Raw genomic sequence first — 16,316 nt, forward strand, 5'->3', positions numbered from 1 at the left:
AGGGCATGGCGCGAATCAGCTTTCGTCAGAGCCTGTCGGCGTCGATGCCTTGGCGATGGCGCCGGTGTTGTCGGCGGCTTCCAGCTTGGCCAGCATGTTCTGTGACTCACGCTTGAAGGCGGCCAGCGCCTTGCCGGACAGCGACTTGTTGTTCGGCAGCTGGACGCGCATGGCATCGACCTGACGATTGTTGACCATCACCTCATAGTGAAGGTGCGGGCCGGTGGAGCGGCCGGTATTGCCGGACAGGGCGATCTTCTCACCCATCTTCACGCGCTCGCCTTTCTTGACCAGAGGTCTGGAGAGGTGCAGGTAGCGGGTCTTGTAGCCATTGTCCATGCGCAGCACGAGGTAGCGGCCCGCCAGCGGGTGGTTGCCGACCAGTTCGACCACGCCATCAGCCGTGGACAGGACCGGTGTACCGACGCGAACGGCAAAGTCGGTGCCCTTGTGCGGGCTGATGCGACCAGTGACCGGATGGCGACGGCTCAGGTTGAAGGGCGAGCTGATGCGCGCCTTGTGGGCCAGCGGGTAGCGATTGAAGGCCGGGTCGAGACCCTTGCCGTCCGGAGTGTAGTAGCGGCCATCGGCGGCATTGCGCACCACGGTCAATGACTTGCGGGTACCCTCGTAGCGCGCGGCCAGAATGCGCGAGTCGGTGCTGGTGCCATCGATCATGTCGGACTCGACCAGCACCTGGAACTTGTCGCCCTTGCGGGTATCGCGACGGAAATCGATCTTCTTGCCCAGTACCTGGGTCAGCTGGGTGACATCCGCCACGCCAAGACCGGTGGCCTCCGCCGAGAGCGAGAAGCTGCCGCTGACGGTACCGGCGAACAGACGCTGGGTCGCTTGAGTGGCCTTCTCTATCTTGGCGACGCTGAAGGAATCCTGCTGAGGGTCACGCTTGACCATGAAGCCGCGACGCGCATCCTTCATGATGCGCAGCGCCAGCAGGTTGCCGTCCTCGTCGAGCTTGTAGTCGAGGCTGTCACCGATACGCCAGTGGGTCAGCACACGCTTGTCCGGCAGCGACTTGATGATGCGGGTGGTCTCGCGATAGCCGAGCCCCAGAGAACGCTCCGCCATCACGGCAAAGGTGTCGCCCGCCTGAACGGTGTAGGTCTGCCATTCCGGGACATAGACTTCCTTGGCTGCCAGTTCGGTCTGCAGCGTCGGGCTCTCGCCCAGCTCGACCGGATCGACGGACAGATCATCGTAGGAGGTCCCGCCGGCCTGCTCATCGGTCGCGGTGGCGATCACCGCCTCGGCCGTCTTCACGGCAGAAGGTGCCAGTGCCACGATCGGGCCGGGCTCAGCTTCACCGGCAGGGTAGTTGGCGTCGGTCAACATCACCGGCATGTCGAAGTCGACATCGATGACCTCACTCGGCGTCAGCGCGGAGAGTGGCACCTCGCCAGCTGCGCTCAGTGCCTGATGCCCCGCATCAAGACTCGCCGTGGCCAGCGGAGCAGGCGTCTGTTGCGCGTGCGCGATGGCAACCGGCAATGCGTTCGTCACCTCCGAGCTGGCATTGGCCAGGTCGATGGCGAGGTGGCGAGAGGCAGGTGAGATCTCTTGAGAGTCCAGAGTTTCAAGAAGCTTGTGAGCGCCCAGCACGGTGACCATTGTGGCAACAGGTAAAAGAAGATACTTGTGCACGCGTGGGAGCGAATGAAGGATTCGCAGCATAGTTGACCGATGATGTGATGAAGTGAACAGAACAGAAGACGACAGATTCGCATCCGAACCTTAACCAAGCTTTTGCGCATTCGATAGGCTGGACACATGTCCAGTATTAGGAATTCAACCCTGTTTTGATCATCAGGGGTCGTGCTAGCGGTGTCTGTTTTATGAGGACAGTCGAAAATCCCGCCATTTTTGCTTAAGAAACGCTGTTCTCACAGTAATATCTGCTTGCTGTTAAATTTTGTAACTTCGTCGAAATATTCTGCAAGTCAGTGCGTACATCACGAGGATAGCGTCCTGTTGTCAGAGGATTGTGACGCAGAGTGGCGAACGTGTTGGCACATGATGCTCTGGCGTCGCAACATGAGATCTCTGAAGGGGGCGAAGATTGTCCAGAGGGACAAGCAGGGTGGCGTCGCTCGTGCCGCCCTGTCTCGCCTTTCGTGCGCCCGCGTGGCAACAAGAAATCAGTGGAGAATGTCCGATGTCGTCTCGAGTGACTCTGGCCCAATGGCAGATGCTGGCCGCCGTGGTCGATCATGGCAGTTTTGCCCGAGCCGCCGAGGCCGTGCACAAGAGCCCCTCCACGCTCAATCATGCGGTGCATCGCCTGGAGGCGTTGCTGGGAGTGCCGTTGCTGGAGCCGGTGGGGCGCAACGTGCGCCTGACCGAGGCCGGCGAGATGCTCCTGCGTCGCGCACGCCAGTTGATCGAGAGTGCCAGCGCGCTGGAGGATGTGGCCCAGGCGCTGTCACAAGGCATGGAGAGCGAGATAAGCCTGGCCGTGGACCAGCTGTTTCCCTCGGACCTGCTGGCCCGTGCGCTGGAGGGGTTCTCCGCGGCCTATCCCCAGGTACGGATACAGCTGCACGAAACCACCCTGACGGGTGGCAGTGAGCTCTGGGATGCCGGCCAGGTCGATCTGCTGGTCAGCGCGCTGCCACAGGAAGGGCAGCTTGGTAGCCTGCTGGTGCGGGAAACCTTCGTGGCGGTAGCGGCGCCAAGGCATCCCCTGCATGCGCTGGGACGGCCGCTGGATCTGCGTGACCTCGAACAGCATCGGCAGCTGGTGGTGCGCGACAGCAGTCGCTCGACAGGCATGGATGCCGGCTGGCTGAAGGCAGAAAAGCGCTGGACGGTGAGTCATCTGGCGACGTCCGTCGATCTCGCCGAGCGTGGCCTGGGCTTTGCCTGGCTGCCGCGTTCGCGAATCTCGCAGGCGCTGACCCAGGGGACACTCGTGCCCTTGCCCTTGCTCAACGGCGGCGAGCGTGAGATCGACATTCATCTCTACCTGCCTGATGCCGACAGCGCCGGCCCTGGCGTGCGTGCGATGGTCGAGCAGCTGCATCACAGCGTTCAAGGGGGGTGAAGCACTCCTGAGCCACATGAGAAAGCGGCTGGGGATTGGAAAAGCTTCTGGGCGCTACCACCTGTCGGAGAGGCGTCATTCGTTGCGTGCGGGGACCATGGCTCCTCTGCGATCCCTTGAATGGCTATCCTCACCTTGCATGACAGGACATTTCCTCATGGGCTTACTGGTCGATGGCACCTGGCAGAACCGTGGTTACGATACCGACAGCAATGGCGGGGAATTCAAGCGCGAGAGTGCCAGCCTGCGTGACTGGGTCGTACCCCCCGGTACGGCCGAGCAGGGCCCTGACGGCCAGTCTGCCGTGCCCGCCGAAGTCGGGCGCTACCATCTCTATGTCTCGCTGGCCTGTCCGTGGGCCCACCGTGCGCTGGTGATGCGCTCTCTCAAGGGACTGACGTCGGTCGTGGGCATGTCCTTCACCAGCCCCTACATGCTGGAACATGGCTGGAGCTATCTCGAGGAAGAGGGCTCCAGTGGCGATCCGATCAACGGCGTGCGCTACCACCATCAGCTCTACACCATGACCGACCCGCACTACACCGGCCGTGTTACCGTACCGGCGCTGTGGGATCGCAAGGCGGGGCGCATCGTCAACAACGAATCCGCTGACCTGGTGCGCATCTTCAACGACGCCTTCGATCCGCTGACCGGCAATGACCTGGACTTCTCTCCCGAAGACCTGCGCGGCGAGATCGACGCTCTCAATGCCGAGATCTACGACAAGGTCAACAATGGCGTCTACAAGACCGGTTTTGCCACCCGCCAGCAGGCCTATGAGCGTCACTTCACCGCGCTGTTCGCCTGCCTGGATTCACTGGAACGCCGTCTGGCCGACTCGCGCTATCTGGTCGGTGAGTGGTTGACCGAAGCGGACATCCGCCTCTTCACCACGCTGCTGCGCTTCGATGTCGTCTATCACGGCCACTTCAAGTGCAATCAGCGCCGCATCAGTGACTATCCCAATCTCTCGAATTACCTGCGCGAGCTGTACCAGTGGCCGGGCGTCGCCGAGACCTGCGATCTCGCGCAGATCAAGACCCACTATTACGGCAGTCAGCTGGCGGTGAATCCGACCGGTATCGTGCCCCTCGGCCCGACGCTGGATCTCGAGGCACCGCATGATCGTGAGCGCCTGACAGGGCAGGGCATTCGCCGCCACCACTGAAGCCATCGCTGCCGGGACGAGGCGTTCGGCCTCACGGCCTGGTTCGTCTGGCCTTGGCCAGCCAGCGGTCCAGCGCATTGCCGAAGTCGCGCTGCTCGCGCTGGCCATAGGCGGAGGGGCCGCCGGTGTGTTCGCCGCTGGAACGCATGCTCTCCATGAAATCGCGCATCTGAACCTTGGCGCGGATGTTGTTGGCATCCAGTGTCTCGCCGCGGCTCGTCATCACCAGGGCGCCTTTCTCGATCGCCTCCAGCGCCAGCGGCAGGTCGGACGTGATCACCATGTCGCCGGGCCGGGCGCGCTCGACGATCAACTGGTCCGCCGCATCGGCACCGGCAGGGACGGACAGCGCCTTGACATGCACCGAGCGTGGCAGCGGCACCTGATGATTGGCCACGAACCAGGTGGGGGTCGCGGTCCGCTCCGCGGCGCGGACCAGAATGTCGCGCGCCGCGCGCGGGCAGGCGTCAGCATCGACCCACAGCGTGGTGATGGGCTCGGCGGGTGAGGGGGTGGTGGGGTCTTGCACGTCAGTCATGCCGTCTCCTGTCAGAGGGAATTGGCGAGTGTGGCCTGCGCCGGTAGACGCCTGGCCTGCGACCAAGGTCAAAAGAAAGGATGCAGAATGCGCGAGGGACTGCTAGAATGCCAGCTCCTCGCATGTAGTGACCCACCATCCTGAGTAGCCGAAGCCGGTGATCGCCTTTCTTGACAGGCCTTCAGACGGTAATTTCGCGCCTCCCGGACCGAGTGGCGTAGCTTGCCCCGAGCCCTCCGTGACCCCTCGATCCTTCGATGTCCGGCCGCCGAGACGCAAGACCCGTCCCAGTCCACAGTGTGCATGATGGAGCGCCCCGAGACTCTCAAGTGGAGAGCCTCTGGTTGCTGTACGGTCGCCGCAGCGTTGTGCCTGATAGCGGAAATGCGTCTGCCATCAGAGCAACCCGGGCCCGTCCATGCCAAGACGTCCAAGCACTCGTACGTTTTTTCTGATGATGCCAGCGCCTCGTGCCTGACGGCATCGCCAGACGGAGCCCTTACGCTTCGTGTCGGTTCAAGCCGACCCATTCTTCAGCTACAAGCTTCACTTGTAGCCATTTAGGTGTGAGATATACATGACCACGACTTCCGTCGTCGATCGCTTCAGCGATCTTGCCCTGCTGCCTGCCGTCCTGACCTCTCTCGAGAAGCTGGGCTACGAAACACCGTCCCCCATCCAGGCCCAGACCATCCCGAGCCTGCTCGATGGCCGTGACATGATCGGTCAGGCCCAGACCGGTACCGGCAAGACTGCGGCCTTCGCTCTGCCGCTGCTGACCCGTCTGGACCTCGACCGCCGCGAGCCGCAGGTTCTCGTGCTGGCTCCGACCCGTGAGCTGGCTCAGCAGGTCGCTGTCAACTTCACTCGTTACGGCCAGTTCATGCGTGGCCTGGAAGTTGCCACCCTTTGTGGTGGTCAGGACTACCGCGAGCAGATGCGCAGCCTGAAGAGCGGCGCCCAGATCGTCGTCGGGACTCCGGGTCGTGTCATCGACCACCTGGATCGCAAGAGCCTGAAGCTCGACGGCCTGTCCGCCCTGGTGCTGGACGAAGCCGACGAGATGCTGCGCATGGGCTTCATCGATGACGTCAAGCGCGTCGTCGCCGATACCCCGAAGGAAGCACAGCGCGTGTTCTTCTCCGCGACGCTTCCGACCGAGATCGAGCGTATCGTCAACCGCTACCTGGTTGATCCGATCAAGGTGGCCATCAAGTCCGAATCCAAGACCGCTTCCACCATCGAGCAGATGATGGTGCGTGTCGAAGGCGGCGCCAAGCTGGAAGCGCTGTCTCGCCTGCTGGAAGTCGAGACCGTCGATGCCGCCATCGTCTTCGTGCGGACTCGTGCCGCCTGTACCACCGTCGTCGAGCAGCTGATGGCTCGCGGTATCTCCGCTGCGGCACTGTCCGGTGATCTGGACCAGTCCCTGCGTGAGCGTACCGTGACGCGTCTGAAGCGTGGCAAGGTCGACGTGCTGGTCGCGACCGACGTCGCCGCTCGTGGTCTGGACGTGGCGCGTATCACCCACGTCTTCAACTACGACCTGCCGGGTGACAGCGAATCCTTCGTCCACCGTACTGGCCGTACCGGTCGTGCCGGTCGTGAAGGTCGCGCCATCACCTTCGTCAGCGGTCGCGAGATGCGCAAGGTTCGCTGGATGGAGCAGGCCCTGGGCCAGCGCATCACCGAACGCCAGCTGCCGAGCGAAGAAGAGATCCGTGCTCACCGTGACGCGGCCTTCCGTGCTCGCGTCGTCGAAGCCCTGGGCAGCAGCTCCAATGGCCACCGCGCCCTGGTGCAGAGCCTGATCGAGGAAGGTCATGATCCGGTCGAGCTGGCCGCGGTCTTCGTCAAGATGGCTCGCGCCGAAGAGACGCCGATCCAGTCCCTGCCGAAGCCGGGTGCGCGTCGCAACGAGCGTCCTGAGCGCGGCGAGCGTCCGGAACGTGGTGAGCGTCGCAGCTCTGCGCCGGTCGCACGTGAAGGCATGAAGCTCTACCGTGTGGCCGTCGGCCATCGTGACGGCGTCAAGCCGGGTCAGCTGGTTGGCGCTCTCGCCAACGAAGGTGGCATCGAAGGTTCGCGCATCGGTCGCATCGACATCCGCAACACGCACAGTGTCGTGGAGCTGCCGAGCGGTCTGCCGACCAGCATCGTGTCCAAGATGGCGCGTGCTCGCGTCGCTGGCCGTCCGCTGGAACTGGCAGAAGACGGTGCGGGCGCTCGTCCGCAGCGCCGTGAAGGTGGCAACGACGACCGTCGTCGCGCCTGATCAGGCCTGAGTCTGGCCGGCGCTGAACACAGTGCTGGCCACAGCTTCTGAAAAGACCGGTACCTCTCACGAGGTGCCGGTTTTTTTGTGCCTGGACGAAAGGCGCCACAGGGGCTGGTATCCTGTTCTGGCATAGCGGTGGAGCGTCCACCGTCCATCATTTCCCGAGGATGCCCACATGATCTCTTCACTCGATGCCCTGCGCCGTGGCCTGAAGGCCGCGTCCGCCCGCCAGCTGATACTGTGCGCTCTGCTGGCGACACCCTGGTTGTCGCTCAGCGCGGCCCACGCCGAGTCCGGCATGCCCGCCAGCAGCGCCACGCCGGAGATTCGCGTCCCGCTGGTCTCGCTGGAGGCCCTGCGGCTGTCACCGGTGGTCACGCCGCAGGGCGAGGTGCTGGGTCGGGTCGAGGATGTGCTCAGTGATACGCGTGGCCAGATCCATCGTCTGTTGATCCGCCCGCAAGGCGGTGACAAGGCGGCCAGCATCGACTTCACGCGCTTCACTCGTGAAGCCGTCAGTGATCCGCTCGCCGCCACGGCCCCCGGCGACATCCGCTACCGCCTGGTGCTCGACATGACGCCGGAGCAGCTGGCGGCACGCGCGGATCAACCGCTTTCCAATCGGCTCTCGCGTCAGCTGGAACGCGGCATGGGGGAGGTCGGCAACGGGCTGGACAGCTTCCGCAACCAGGCGGCGGAGGTGCTGCGTTCACTGGGCAAGCAACTTGAAGGTGAGGGCGATCGATAGCATCTGAGAGGGAGAGACCCGCAACCGCCGTGAGGGAATGCATGAGTAAGTGCATGAGTGAGTGGACGACAGCACTGCACGATTGGAATCTCGACCCTGCCGACGCCGTCGCCAAGCAACGCGAAATGGCGACGCGACTGACGCTGATGCCGCCCTGGGGAGCAAGTCCCGAGGCCTGGCCGGCGACCATCACGGGGGTCGATATCGGCTTCGAGGATGCAGGCGAGGTGACACGTGCGGCGGTGGTGACGCTGGATCTGGCGACGCTGGAACCCCTCGAGCAGCAGCTGATCCGTCAGCCGACCCGCATGCCCTACATTCCGGGCCTGCTGTCATTTCGGGAGCTGCCCGCTGCCATCGCCGCCATTGAGGCACTCGAGCGGCCGCCCGAATGCCTGATGGTGGACGGTCACGGCATCGCCCATCCGCGCCGCCTGGGTGTGGCGGCGCATCTTGGCCTGTGGTGTGACCTGCCGTCCTTCGGCGTGGCCAAGAAGCGTCTGTGCGGCAAGCATGGCGAGCCGGGCGATGCGCGTGGTGACTGGGTCGCGTTGACGGATCGCGTACGCGAGGCGGATGCCGAGCTCGGCATCATCGAGGACACCGCGCTGCCCAGACGCGAACAGCGCAGCCAGCTGGGCGCCGTGCTGCGCTCACGCGCGAAGGTCAAGCCGGTGTTCGTCTCGCCGGGCCAGCGCATGAATCTGGACACGGCGCTTTCGATGACCCTGCACTGTCTGGACAAGACCAAGCTGCCCGAGCCGACCCGACTGGCGGATCAACTCGCCAGCCGGCGTCTCAAGCGGCTCCGTGATGCCTAGCTTCGCATTACCTGTCTTCGCGTTATCTGTCTCTGCGTTATCTGTCTTTGCGAGGCCTGGCGACGCTTAGCCTTCGATCTCCAGACGGCTCTGACCGTTGCCCGAGGGGCGCACCGCGATACGCACCGGAATACGTTCATGCATCTCGGCCACATGCGAGATGACCCCGACGCGACGGCCGCTGGCCTGCAGGCCATCCAATGCCTCCATCGCCAGCGCCAGCGAATCCGGGTCGAGACTGCCAAAGCCCTCATCGATGAACAGCGATTCGATGCGCAGCTCGCCGGAAGCCATGCCCGCCAGGCCCAGCGCCAGTGCCAGCGAGACAAGGAAGGTCTCGCCACCGGACAGCGAGTGAACGCTGCGCAGTTCATCACCCATCTCGGTATCCACCACCACCAGTCCCAGCGGGCTGGCGCCGCGTGCCAGACGATAGCGACGTGCCAGATTGGTCAGGTGCAGATTGGCATGCTCGATCAGGCGTTCGAGATTGAAGGCCTGGGCGATGGTGCGGAACCTGGCGCCGCTGGCGCTGCCGATCAGCTCCGACAGCGCCCCCCAGCGCTGATGTTCGGCACGCGCGGCTGCGAGACGCTCGGCAAGCGCGGCGCTGCCACTGCGGCGCTGATCATCATTGAGTATCGCCGCCTGTGCCGTCTGATGGGCCTCGCGCACGGCATCGAGCGGTGCCTTGAGTGTCGTGATCAGACTGGCCAGCGCCTCGCCAAGCTCGCGGGTGTCGTCCTCGGGCCCTGGCGGCGCATCCGTCAGTGTGCCAGCGGCTCCTTCTTCCGGGGCCTCCTGCAAGCGGGCCTGCAGACCAGCATGCACCGCCAATGCCTGCTTGGCCTGGCCGCGAATGACGCCGAGCTCTTCAGCTCCTGATGCACCGTCTCCCGCGGTACCGTCTGCCTGCGTATCGTCTCCAGTCGTGTCCTCGGCGGGCGCTGCCAGCTGTTCGAGTGCTGCCTGCCAGTCGGAGGTCCGAGCGGCCTGCCAGTGTTTGAGCTGACGCGCATTGCGCTCCTCACACAGGGCATCCGCGCGTGCGACTCGCTCGTGGGCGCTACGCAGTTGCTGGCGCAGTGCCTGCAGGTCGTGATCCTCGACGGCCAACAACTCCTCGATCCGCGCGTCATCCAGGCCAGGGTTCTCGGCCTGCCAATGCGCGCGTTCACTGTCGAGCGCGCGCTGCTCCTCTTGCAGCTCCGTCTGGCGTTGCTGCAGGTTGGCCTGCTGCTGCGTCAGCTGCTGTTGCTGGTCGCTCAGCTCTTGCAGCGCCTGACGCGCATCCTCCTGCTCATTGCGCATGCGGGTGGTCAGCGATTCGACCCAGTCGGACCAGTCGCTCACGCTGGCATGCTGTCGCCTGGGGTCTGCGCTCAGCTGCTGGGCAAGCGTGCCGCTCAGCTGCTCGATCTCGCTCGCCAGCGCCGCGATGCGTGCCTCACACTGCTGAAGCTGCGCTTCGCCATGCTGGCATTGCGTCGTCAGCGTGGCGTGGCGTGTCGCCAGTGCCTGGCGTTGCTCACGTAGCGGCATCAGCTGACGCAGCGTCGTCACCAGCGTGTTCTGACGGGCGTCCAGTTCGCCAAGGCGCTGCTCGATCAGTTCCAGTGCTCGTGCGGCAGGCAGCTGGGGCAGGGACTCAAGCAGCGGCTGCTCTGACAGCGAATGCCGAGCCAGAATGTCGGTCAGGTTCGACTGACAGGTCTGCGCCTGCTGCTGCAGACGTTGTCGTTCCGTATGCAGCTGCGCCTGTTCCTGCTGCAGGTAGCCGAGCTGCTGCTCGAGACGTGCGTGCTCGTGACTGGCCGCCTCCATGGCGTGCTGCGCGGTGGCCGTGGCCTGTCGGCGCTGTTCAAGGCGCTCGCGGGCCTGCTGTTCCAGCTGAGCGATCAGCGCCTCGGCCGGCGCGGCCTGGTCGGCGGCGGGGTGCTCATGGCTGCCACATACCGGACATTCCTCGCCATGGACCAGCCCGCGGCGCAGCGCCATCACGTTGTCGCTGCGTGCCAGACGCTCCTGCTCCTGCTGGCGGCGCTCGGCGTCTTCCTCGTGGCGCGCCTGATCACGGGCCTGCAATGCCTGGGCCTGCCGGGCAGCCACCTCGCGCAACGCCTGTTGCTGCCGAGGCAGCAGCTGCTCCAGCTCGACAAGGCGCTGCTGGACCTCATCACGGCGGGCCAGGCCATTGATCTGCTCGCTGAGCACAGGTTTCAGCTGCAGCAATGCATCGCGCTGACGTTGCAGCTGGTCCCGATGGTCTTCGGCATCGCTCAGCGGCTGACCGGACTCGTCGACCAGCGTCGCCTGCAGTTGCTGGAGTTGATGATCCAGCTGCTGGCGCTGTCGATCCTGTGTCTCCAGCTCCTGCTGATGGTGGCCGAGCGTGTCGCGCAGGCGTTGCTGTTCATTCTGCTGGCTGACATGTGTCTCGCGCTGTTGCGCCAGACGCGAGGCCACCTGACGGGCCTCTTCCAGCTTGGGCAGTTGCTCGCCACGCCAGGTCTCGCAGCGCTGCATGCGTTCATCGGCGGCCTGCTTGTCGGCCCGGGCCTGCTCGGTGAGTGGTGACAGAGTGCCGAGCTGTTGCTGTACTCGGGTGAGCTGCGTGGTCAGCTGGGCATGCTGCGGCGAGATCGCCTTGAGGCGCAGCAGAGCAGGGCGAATCGGTGCGAGGGCTTCCAGGGCGCTGAGTTGCTCGCGCTGACGGGATAGCGCAGCACTGGCGGCGTGAGCCTCCTTCTGTTCAAGCTGCGCCTGACCCAGGGCCTGTTCGAGCTCGCCCGCCGTGGTGGTCCACTGGTGATAGGCCGTCAGCGCATCATGCTGTTCGCTGAGGCGGGTCATGGCCGTCTGGCGTAGACGGACCTCATCCTCGAGTGCCTGGCGCTCGTCCGGGCTTGCCGGCAGCTGGCCATCCAGATGGCGTTCGAGCTCGTTGACGGCCTCGCGGGCGCTGCGCTCACGCTCGTGGGCGGCGATCGAGATATCGGAGTAGTGGCCGGTGTCGGTCAGTTTCTCCAGCAGCTCCGAGCGCTCGTTGTCGTTGGCGCGCAGGAAGGCGCTGAACTCGCTCTGGGCCAGCAGCACGGCGCGGGTGAACTGCTCGAAGTTCAGTCCCAGTCTGTCGATGATCAACGCCTTGGCGTCATTGCTGGTGGTATTGAGGATCTGAGCTGACTGGGTGTCATCGGCCGTGGGCAGCAGCTGGAGATGTTGCTTGGCGTTCTGCAGGCGCCCGCCGGGCTTGCCGCGCGCGCGGCTGACCGTCCAGCCGGCGCGATAGCGCAGGCCATCGCGGCCGATGAAGTCCACCTCGGCCTTGCCTTCGCCGCAGCCGCGCCGGAGCAGGCTGCGCGGGTCCTTGAGGGTCAGCTGATGCTCGCCGACATCCTCCAGCTGACCGCCGCTCGGGGTCTGGCGCAGGCGTGGCGTGGTGCCGTAGAGCGCCAGACACAGGGCATCGAGCAGCGTGCTCTTGCCGGCCCCGGTGGGTCCGGTGATGGCGAACAGGCCCGCATCGGACAGCGGCGCCTTCTCGAAGTCGACTTCATGCGCGCCGGCCAGTGAGGCCAGGTTGTCGAGGCGCAGGGCGAGGATCTTCATGCCTGACCTCCCTTGGCCTTGTCTGCCGAGGCTGTCTTGTCGGCCTGGCGACCGGGCTTGGTGGCCTTGCTCGGTTCCCCTGCCAGGCGTGCCTCACGCGCGATCTCGACCTCCTCGAGCAGCTGGGCGAAATCCTCGATCAGTGACGGGGCCGGCTCGCTGTCATAGGTGGCGCGATAGTGGCGCTCGAACAGCCCCATCGGCCCCAGTTCATCGAGCTTCACGCCCTTGGGCGCGCGATTCTCGGCGCTGGGCGCCGGATAGCGGGTGACCAGCTTGATCAGCCGCAGCGGCGCGTCTTCCAGCAGTGCCTCGATGCGCGCGCGCAGGTCGATGACGGGCGCCTCCAGCTGCACGCTCACCTCAAGCCACGGCCAGCGTGCCGGCTCGAGTTCACGGTCTGCCTCGGCGACCAGCGCCGTGAGCTGGGCGGTGATCTCGGTCAGCGGTGCCGGTCCGATGCGCGTGAGCGCGACATGGCAGGGCACGCGATGCTCCTCGACGCCCACGAGTGTCTCGTCTTCGAGAGTGATCTCCAGCACGCGGTGACCGTAATCGACCTCGGAGAAGTCCATCGCCAGCGGCGTGCCGCAATAGCGGATACGCTCCTGGCCGCCCACGCGTTGCGGACGATGCAGATGGCCGAGCGCCACATAGGCGATGTCGTCGGGGAACAGGCTGGTCGAGAGCGCCTCTTCGCCTCCCATCAGGATCGGACGCTCGCTGTTCTCGGAGACCTCGCCGTCTCGCATGTGCGCGTGGCCCATGGCGATCAGCGCCTCGCCGGGCTGGCGGGCGGCACGCGCCGCGCTGACCAGCTGCTCGTGCACACGGGCCACTCCCGCGCGATAGGCCTCGCTGCGGGTGCGCTCAGGCTTGTTCACGTCCTGCGACTCATCCTCGCCAGCTCCCAGGCCGGTGACCTCGGCCGGGCGCAGAAAGGGCACCGCCAGACACAGGGCGCGGCGCTTGCCGTCACGATCATGCAACGGCACCAGCAGATGCTGACAGTCGAGATGGTGGGCATCCCCTCCGTCGGCAGAATCATCGACCCAGCGCACACGGCCCAGCGCATGGGTCTTGAGGCGGGCCAGCAGGGCGGCGGGCAGCTCGATGCGTGAGCCGGAGTCATGATTGCCGGCGATCATCACGATCTCGAGCGCCGCGTCCTGCTCGTGGGCGCGCACGATGAAGTCGTAGAGCAGCTCCTGGGCGGCGAGGCTCGGATTGACCACATCGAACAGATCACCGGCGATCAGCAGGGCGTCCGGGGTCAGACACTTGAGCCGTGCCAGCAGCCAGTCGAGAAAGGCGGCATGTTCGACATGGCGACTCTGGCCATGGAAGCTCTGGCCGAGATGCCAGTCCGAGGTATGCAGAAAGCGGAAGCTCACTATGCGTTCCTTGCGGTGTCAGAAGAAGAATCACGAACCCGGTCGAGCTGACGTCCGAGTCTGGATGTGCTCAGTGTACGGATTGCGTCTGGTCGGGCGAAGGGGAGGGCATCATGTGTCGTGCATCTGGAGCGCATTTTCAGGCAGTTGATCTGGATCAATCCCGTTCACGGGCAAAATCGACAAAAGTCGCTACGCTGAAAGTCGAGGCCTGTGTCGAAATTCGACAAGCCCCGGCGATGGCAGCGTCAGGGTGGCTTCAGAAAGGCAGGAATCGATGGACGACCAATGAACAACAATCAGGCCGGCAACATGGGAAGCCGTTGCCGATGCCCAGAGATGACAGGAAGGAATCGCAATGCGCCACGGTCTTTTTGCCTCACCTCGCCCCGATAACCTCGGCCTGCATGATGGGCTGCTGGCACCAGCCCCGAGTACCCCCAACGGGGTCAGCTCCCAGGCCTCCGACAGCAAGCATTACGTAGCGCCGCTCCCGATGCCGACGGACTGTTGCCTGAGCGCGATGGAGAAGATGCACAGCATCATCGAATCCATGGGGCATGCGGAAATCATCAGTACGGATGACGGTTATCTGCATGCGGAATTCCACACGCCCCTGCTGGGCTTCGTCGATGACGTGGAAATCGTCTGCAATGAACAGGAAGGCGTCTGTCATGTACGCAGCGTGTCACGCATGGGACATTCCGACCTCGGCAAGAATCGTCAGCGGGTCGAGGATATCCGTCATCGCCTCGAAGGCTGGGGTTACTGCAGCTGAAGCTGCCCCGAGAAGGGCATCGCTCACGTCGATGCGCCACTTTCACCTCGCCAATGCACCTGTGTGCCTCCCGACGACTTCCCATCACCCCGGTCTGCCTGTTCAGGCGCCGGGGTGTTTCGTCTGCGTCTATCGTGCCTGATCTGCCTGGCCGGGCTTTCATGTCTCTTCGCGCGCTTGCGACATTTCGTGCCCCTCTCTGCAGAAACCGCCCGTAATCCGTGAGCGGGCGCTACCCAGCCACGGGCGTGTTTGCTACTCTGGGTGCGTTACATGAGACGCATGACTGCATCGAGCAATATTGTGTTTTTCGCAATACAGTGATGCAGCGTACGCTGGCAGGATTCCGCACCATCGCCACGCCCGGGGCAACCCCGGTGCTTTCCGCCATTGCGCTCGCTAGAACGCCTGTAAGTGGCGTCTGCGAGGCTTGTGCTGAAAGACGACACGACAACAAGATGCGCGACGCGTGAATCACTCTTGACCATCGCTGGACACCAGCCCCCGCTAACACAGAGATCCATGAACGATTCCGTCCCCGCAGCGGGCTCAGCCACCGCTGCCCACGATTTGCCCAACGAAAATTCGCTCAAGCGTGGTGACATCAAGGTACTTGGCCTGTCCGCACTCGGCGGCGCCCTCGAGTTCTATGACTTCGTCATCTTCGTGTTCTTCGCCACCGTCGTCGGTCAGCTGTTCTTCCCGCCCGACATTCCCGAGTGGCTGCGCCAGGTGCAGACCTTCGGCATCTTCGCCGCCGGTTATCTGGCGCGCCCGCTGGGCGGCATCATCATGGCCCACTTCGGCGATACGCTGGGTCGCAAGAAGATGTTCACGCTGTCCATCTTCATGATGTCGTTGCCGACCCTGCTGATGGGCATGCTGCCGACCTATGCCGTCATCGGCATGTGGGCGCCGCTGCTGCTGATCATCCTGCGCATCTTCCAGGGTGCGGCAGTCGGCGGTGAGGTGCCGGGGGCCTGGGTGTTCGTCAGCGAACACGTCGCACCGCGTCACAATGGTCTGGCCTGCGGCACCCTGTCGATGGGGCTGGTGGGCGGCATCCTGCTCGGCTCGCTGATGGCCAGTGCCATCAACAGTGTCTATACCCCGGAAGAGGTGAGTGATTTCGCCTGGCGGATTCCGTTCATCATCGGTGGCGTGTTCGGGCTGTTCTCGGTCTACCTGCGTCGCTGGTTGCACGAGACCCCGGTCTTCGCCGAGATGCAGCAGAAGAAGGCGCTGGCCGCCGAGCTGCCCTTGAAGATGATCCTGCGTGAACAGCGTCCGGCGATTGCCGTGGCGATGGCCGTCACCTGGGTGCTGACCGCCGCCATCGTGGTCGTGATCCTGATGACGCCGAGCCTGATCGCGGAGCTCGAGGGGCTGACTCGTGCCGCCGCCTTCTCCGCCAACAGTCTGGCGATCGTGGCGGTGTGCATCGGCTGCATCGTGTCCGGTTACATGGTCGATCGTATCGGTGCCGGGGTGACCCTGGTGCTGTGGAGCGCTCTGCTGGGCATCACCTACTGGATCTTCCTGGCCACCATGCACTCGGACCCCAGCCTGCTGGTGCCGCTCTACTGCCTGACCGGCTTCAGCGTCGGCATCGTCGGCGCGGTGCCGAGCATCGCGATCCGCGGCTTCCCGCCGGCAGTGCGCTTCACCGGGCTGTCGTTCTCCTACAATGTCGCCTACGCCATCTTCGGTGGTTTCACGCCGATTCTGGTCTCGCTGATGATGACCGTCTCGCCGCTGTCGCCCACCTGGTACGTGGCGGCGCTGTCGCTGATGGGCGTGGTGCTGGGTCTGTGGCTGGCGCTCAGTCCGCGCGGCCGCGAGCTGATGGAAATCACGCGCTGAGCAGAGCACTGACTCGGCGCCAGGGCGCCTGTTCCCGACCAGTCAGGCATTCATC

General features: G+C 64.4%; 11 protein-coding genes. 7 read left to right on the forward strand and 4 right to left on the reverse strand.

Annotated features, from left to right (window positions below; all coding sequences use genetic code 11):
- Positions 1 to 15: 15 nt before the first annotated feature.
- Entirely contained in the window at positions 16 to 1,629 is a 1,614-nt protein-coding gene (locus QD172_RS14860) for a peptidoglycan DD-metalloendopeptidase family protein (protein ID WP_240704272.1), read from the reverse strand.
- 544 nt (positions 1,630 to 2,173) lie between these two features.
- Between QD172_RS14860 and QD172_RS14865 the strand changes: the two genes are divergently transcribed.
- The gene (locus QD172_RS14865; RefSeq protein WP_279856163.1) at positions 2,174 to 3,061 is read left to right on the forward strand and encodes a LysR family transcriptional regulator; all 888 of its coding nucleotides are present in this window, start codon (positions 2,174 to 2,176) and stop codon (positions 3,059 to 3,061) included.
- A 157-nt stretch (positions 3,062 to 3,218) separates the two neighbouring features.
- Positions 3,219 to 4,229 (forward strand): glutathione S-transferase family protein, encoded by a 1,011-nt coding sequence (locus tag QD172_RS14870; protein ID WP_279856164.1) that lies wholly within the window; start codon positions 3,219 to 3,221, stop codon positions 4,227 to 4,229.
- A 31-nt stretch (positions 4,230 to 4,260) separates the two neighbouring features.
- Here the strand turns inward: QD172_RS14870 and QD172_RS14875 are convergent, their stop codons facing one another.
- Positions 4,261 to 4,767 (reverse strand): YaiI/YqxD family protein, encoded by a 507-nt coding sequence (locus tag QD172_RS14875; RefSeq protein WP_077379167.1) that lies wholly within the window; start codon positions 4,765 to 4,767, stop codon positions 4,261 to 4,263.
- Positions 4,768 to 5,344: 577 nt separating this feature from the next.
- Between QD172_RS14875 and QD172_RS14880 the strand changes: the two genes are divergently transcribed.
- From QD172_RS14880 to QD172_RS14890, 3 genes are all read left to right on the forward strand, one after another.
- The gene (locus tag QD172_RS14880) at positions 5,345 to 7,042 is read left to right on the forward strand and encodes a DEAD/DEAH box helicase (protein ID WP_065392493.1); all 1,698 of its coding nucleotides are present in this window, start codon (positions 5,345 to 5,347) and stop codon (positions 7,040 to 7,042) included.
- A gap of 178 nt (positions 7,043 to 7,220) precedes the next feature.
- Positions 7,221 to 7,793, forward strand: coding sequence for a PRC-barrel domain-containing protein (locus QD172_RS14885; protein ID WP_279856165.1), 573 nt, complete (start codon positions 7,221 to 7,223; stop codon positions 7,791 to 7,793).
- A 53-nt stretch (positions 7,794 to 7,846) separates the two neighbouring features.
- A complete protein-coding gene (locus tag QD172_RS14890) occupies positions 7,847 to 8,614 on the forward strand; it encodes an endonuclease V (protein WP_279856166.1) in 768 nt (255 codons plus the stop codon).
- Between the two features lie 66 nt (positions 8,615 to 8,680).
- Here QD172_RS14890 and QD172_RS14895 read toward each other — a convergent pair whose 3' ends face one another.
- Together QD172_RS14895 and QD172_RS14900 are read right to left on the reverse strand one after the other, a co-directional pair.
- Complete coding sequence (locus QD172_RS14895; RefSeq protein ID WP_279856167.1) at positions 8,681 to 12,226, reverse strand: AAA family ATPase; 3,546 nt, start codon at positions 12,224 to 12,226, stop codon at positions 8,681 to 8,683.
- Positions 12,223 to 13,620 carry an exonuclease SbcCD subunit D C-terminal domain-containing protein gene (locus tag QD172_RS14900; RefSeq protein ID WP_279856168.1) on the reverse strand — a complete coding sequence of 466 codons (1,398 nt, stop codon included), beginning with the start codon at positions 13,618 to 13,620 and terminating at the stop codon, positions 12,223 to 12,225. Before QD172_RS14900 ends, QD172_RS14895 begins: the two co-directional genes overlap by 4 nt.
- Before the next feature lie 358 nt (positions 13,621 to 13,978).
- On the opposite strand from QD172_RS14900, the gene QD172_RS14905 reads away from it, so the two are divergent.
- A complete protein-coding gene (locus QD172_RS14905; protein ID WP_077379176.1) occupies positions 13,979 to 14,398 on the forward strand; it encodes a DUF1499 domain-containing protein in 420 nt (139 codons plus the stop codon).
- A gap of 522 nt (positions 14,399 to 14,920) precedes the next feature.
- On the forward strand, positions 14,921 to 16,261 hold the full coding sequence (locus QD172_RS14910; RefSeq protein WP_077379177.1) for an MFS transporter: 1,341 nt from the start codon (positions 14,921 to 14,923) through the stop codon (positions 16,259 to 16,261).
- Positions 16,262 to 16,316: the final 55 nt, after the last annotated feature.

The organism is Cobetia sp. 10Alg 146, assembly GCF_029846385.1.
Classification (GTDB): domain Bacteria; phylum Pseudomonadota; class Gammaproteobacteria; order Pseudomonadales; family Halomonadaceae; genus Cobetia; species Cobetia marina.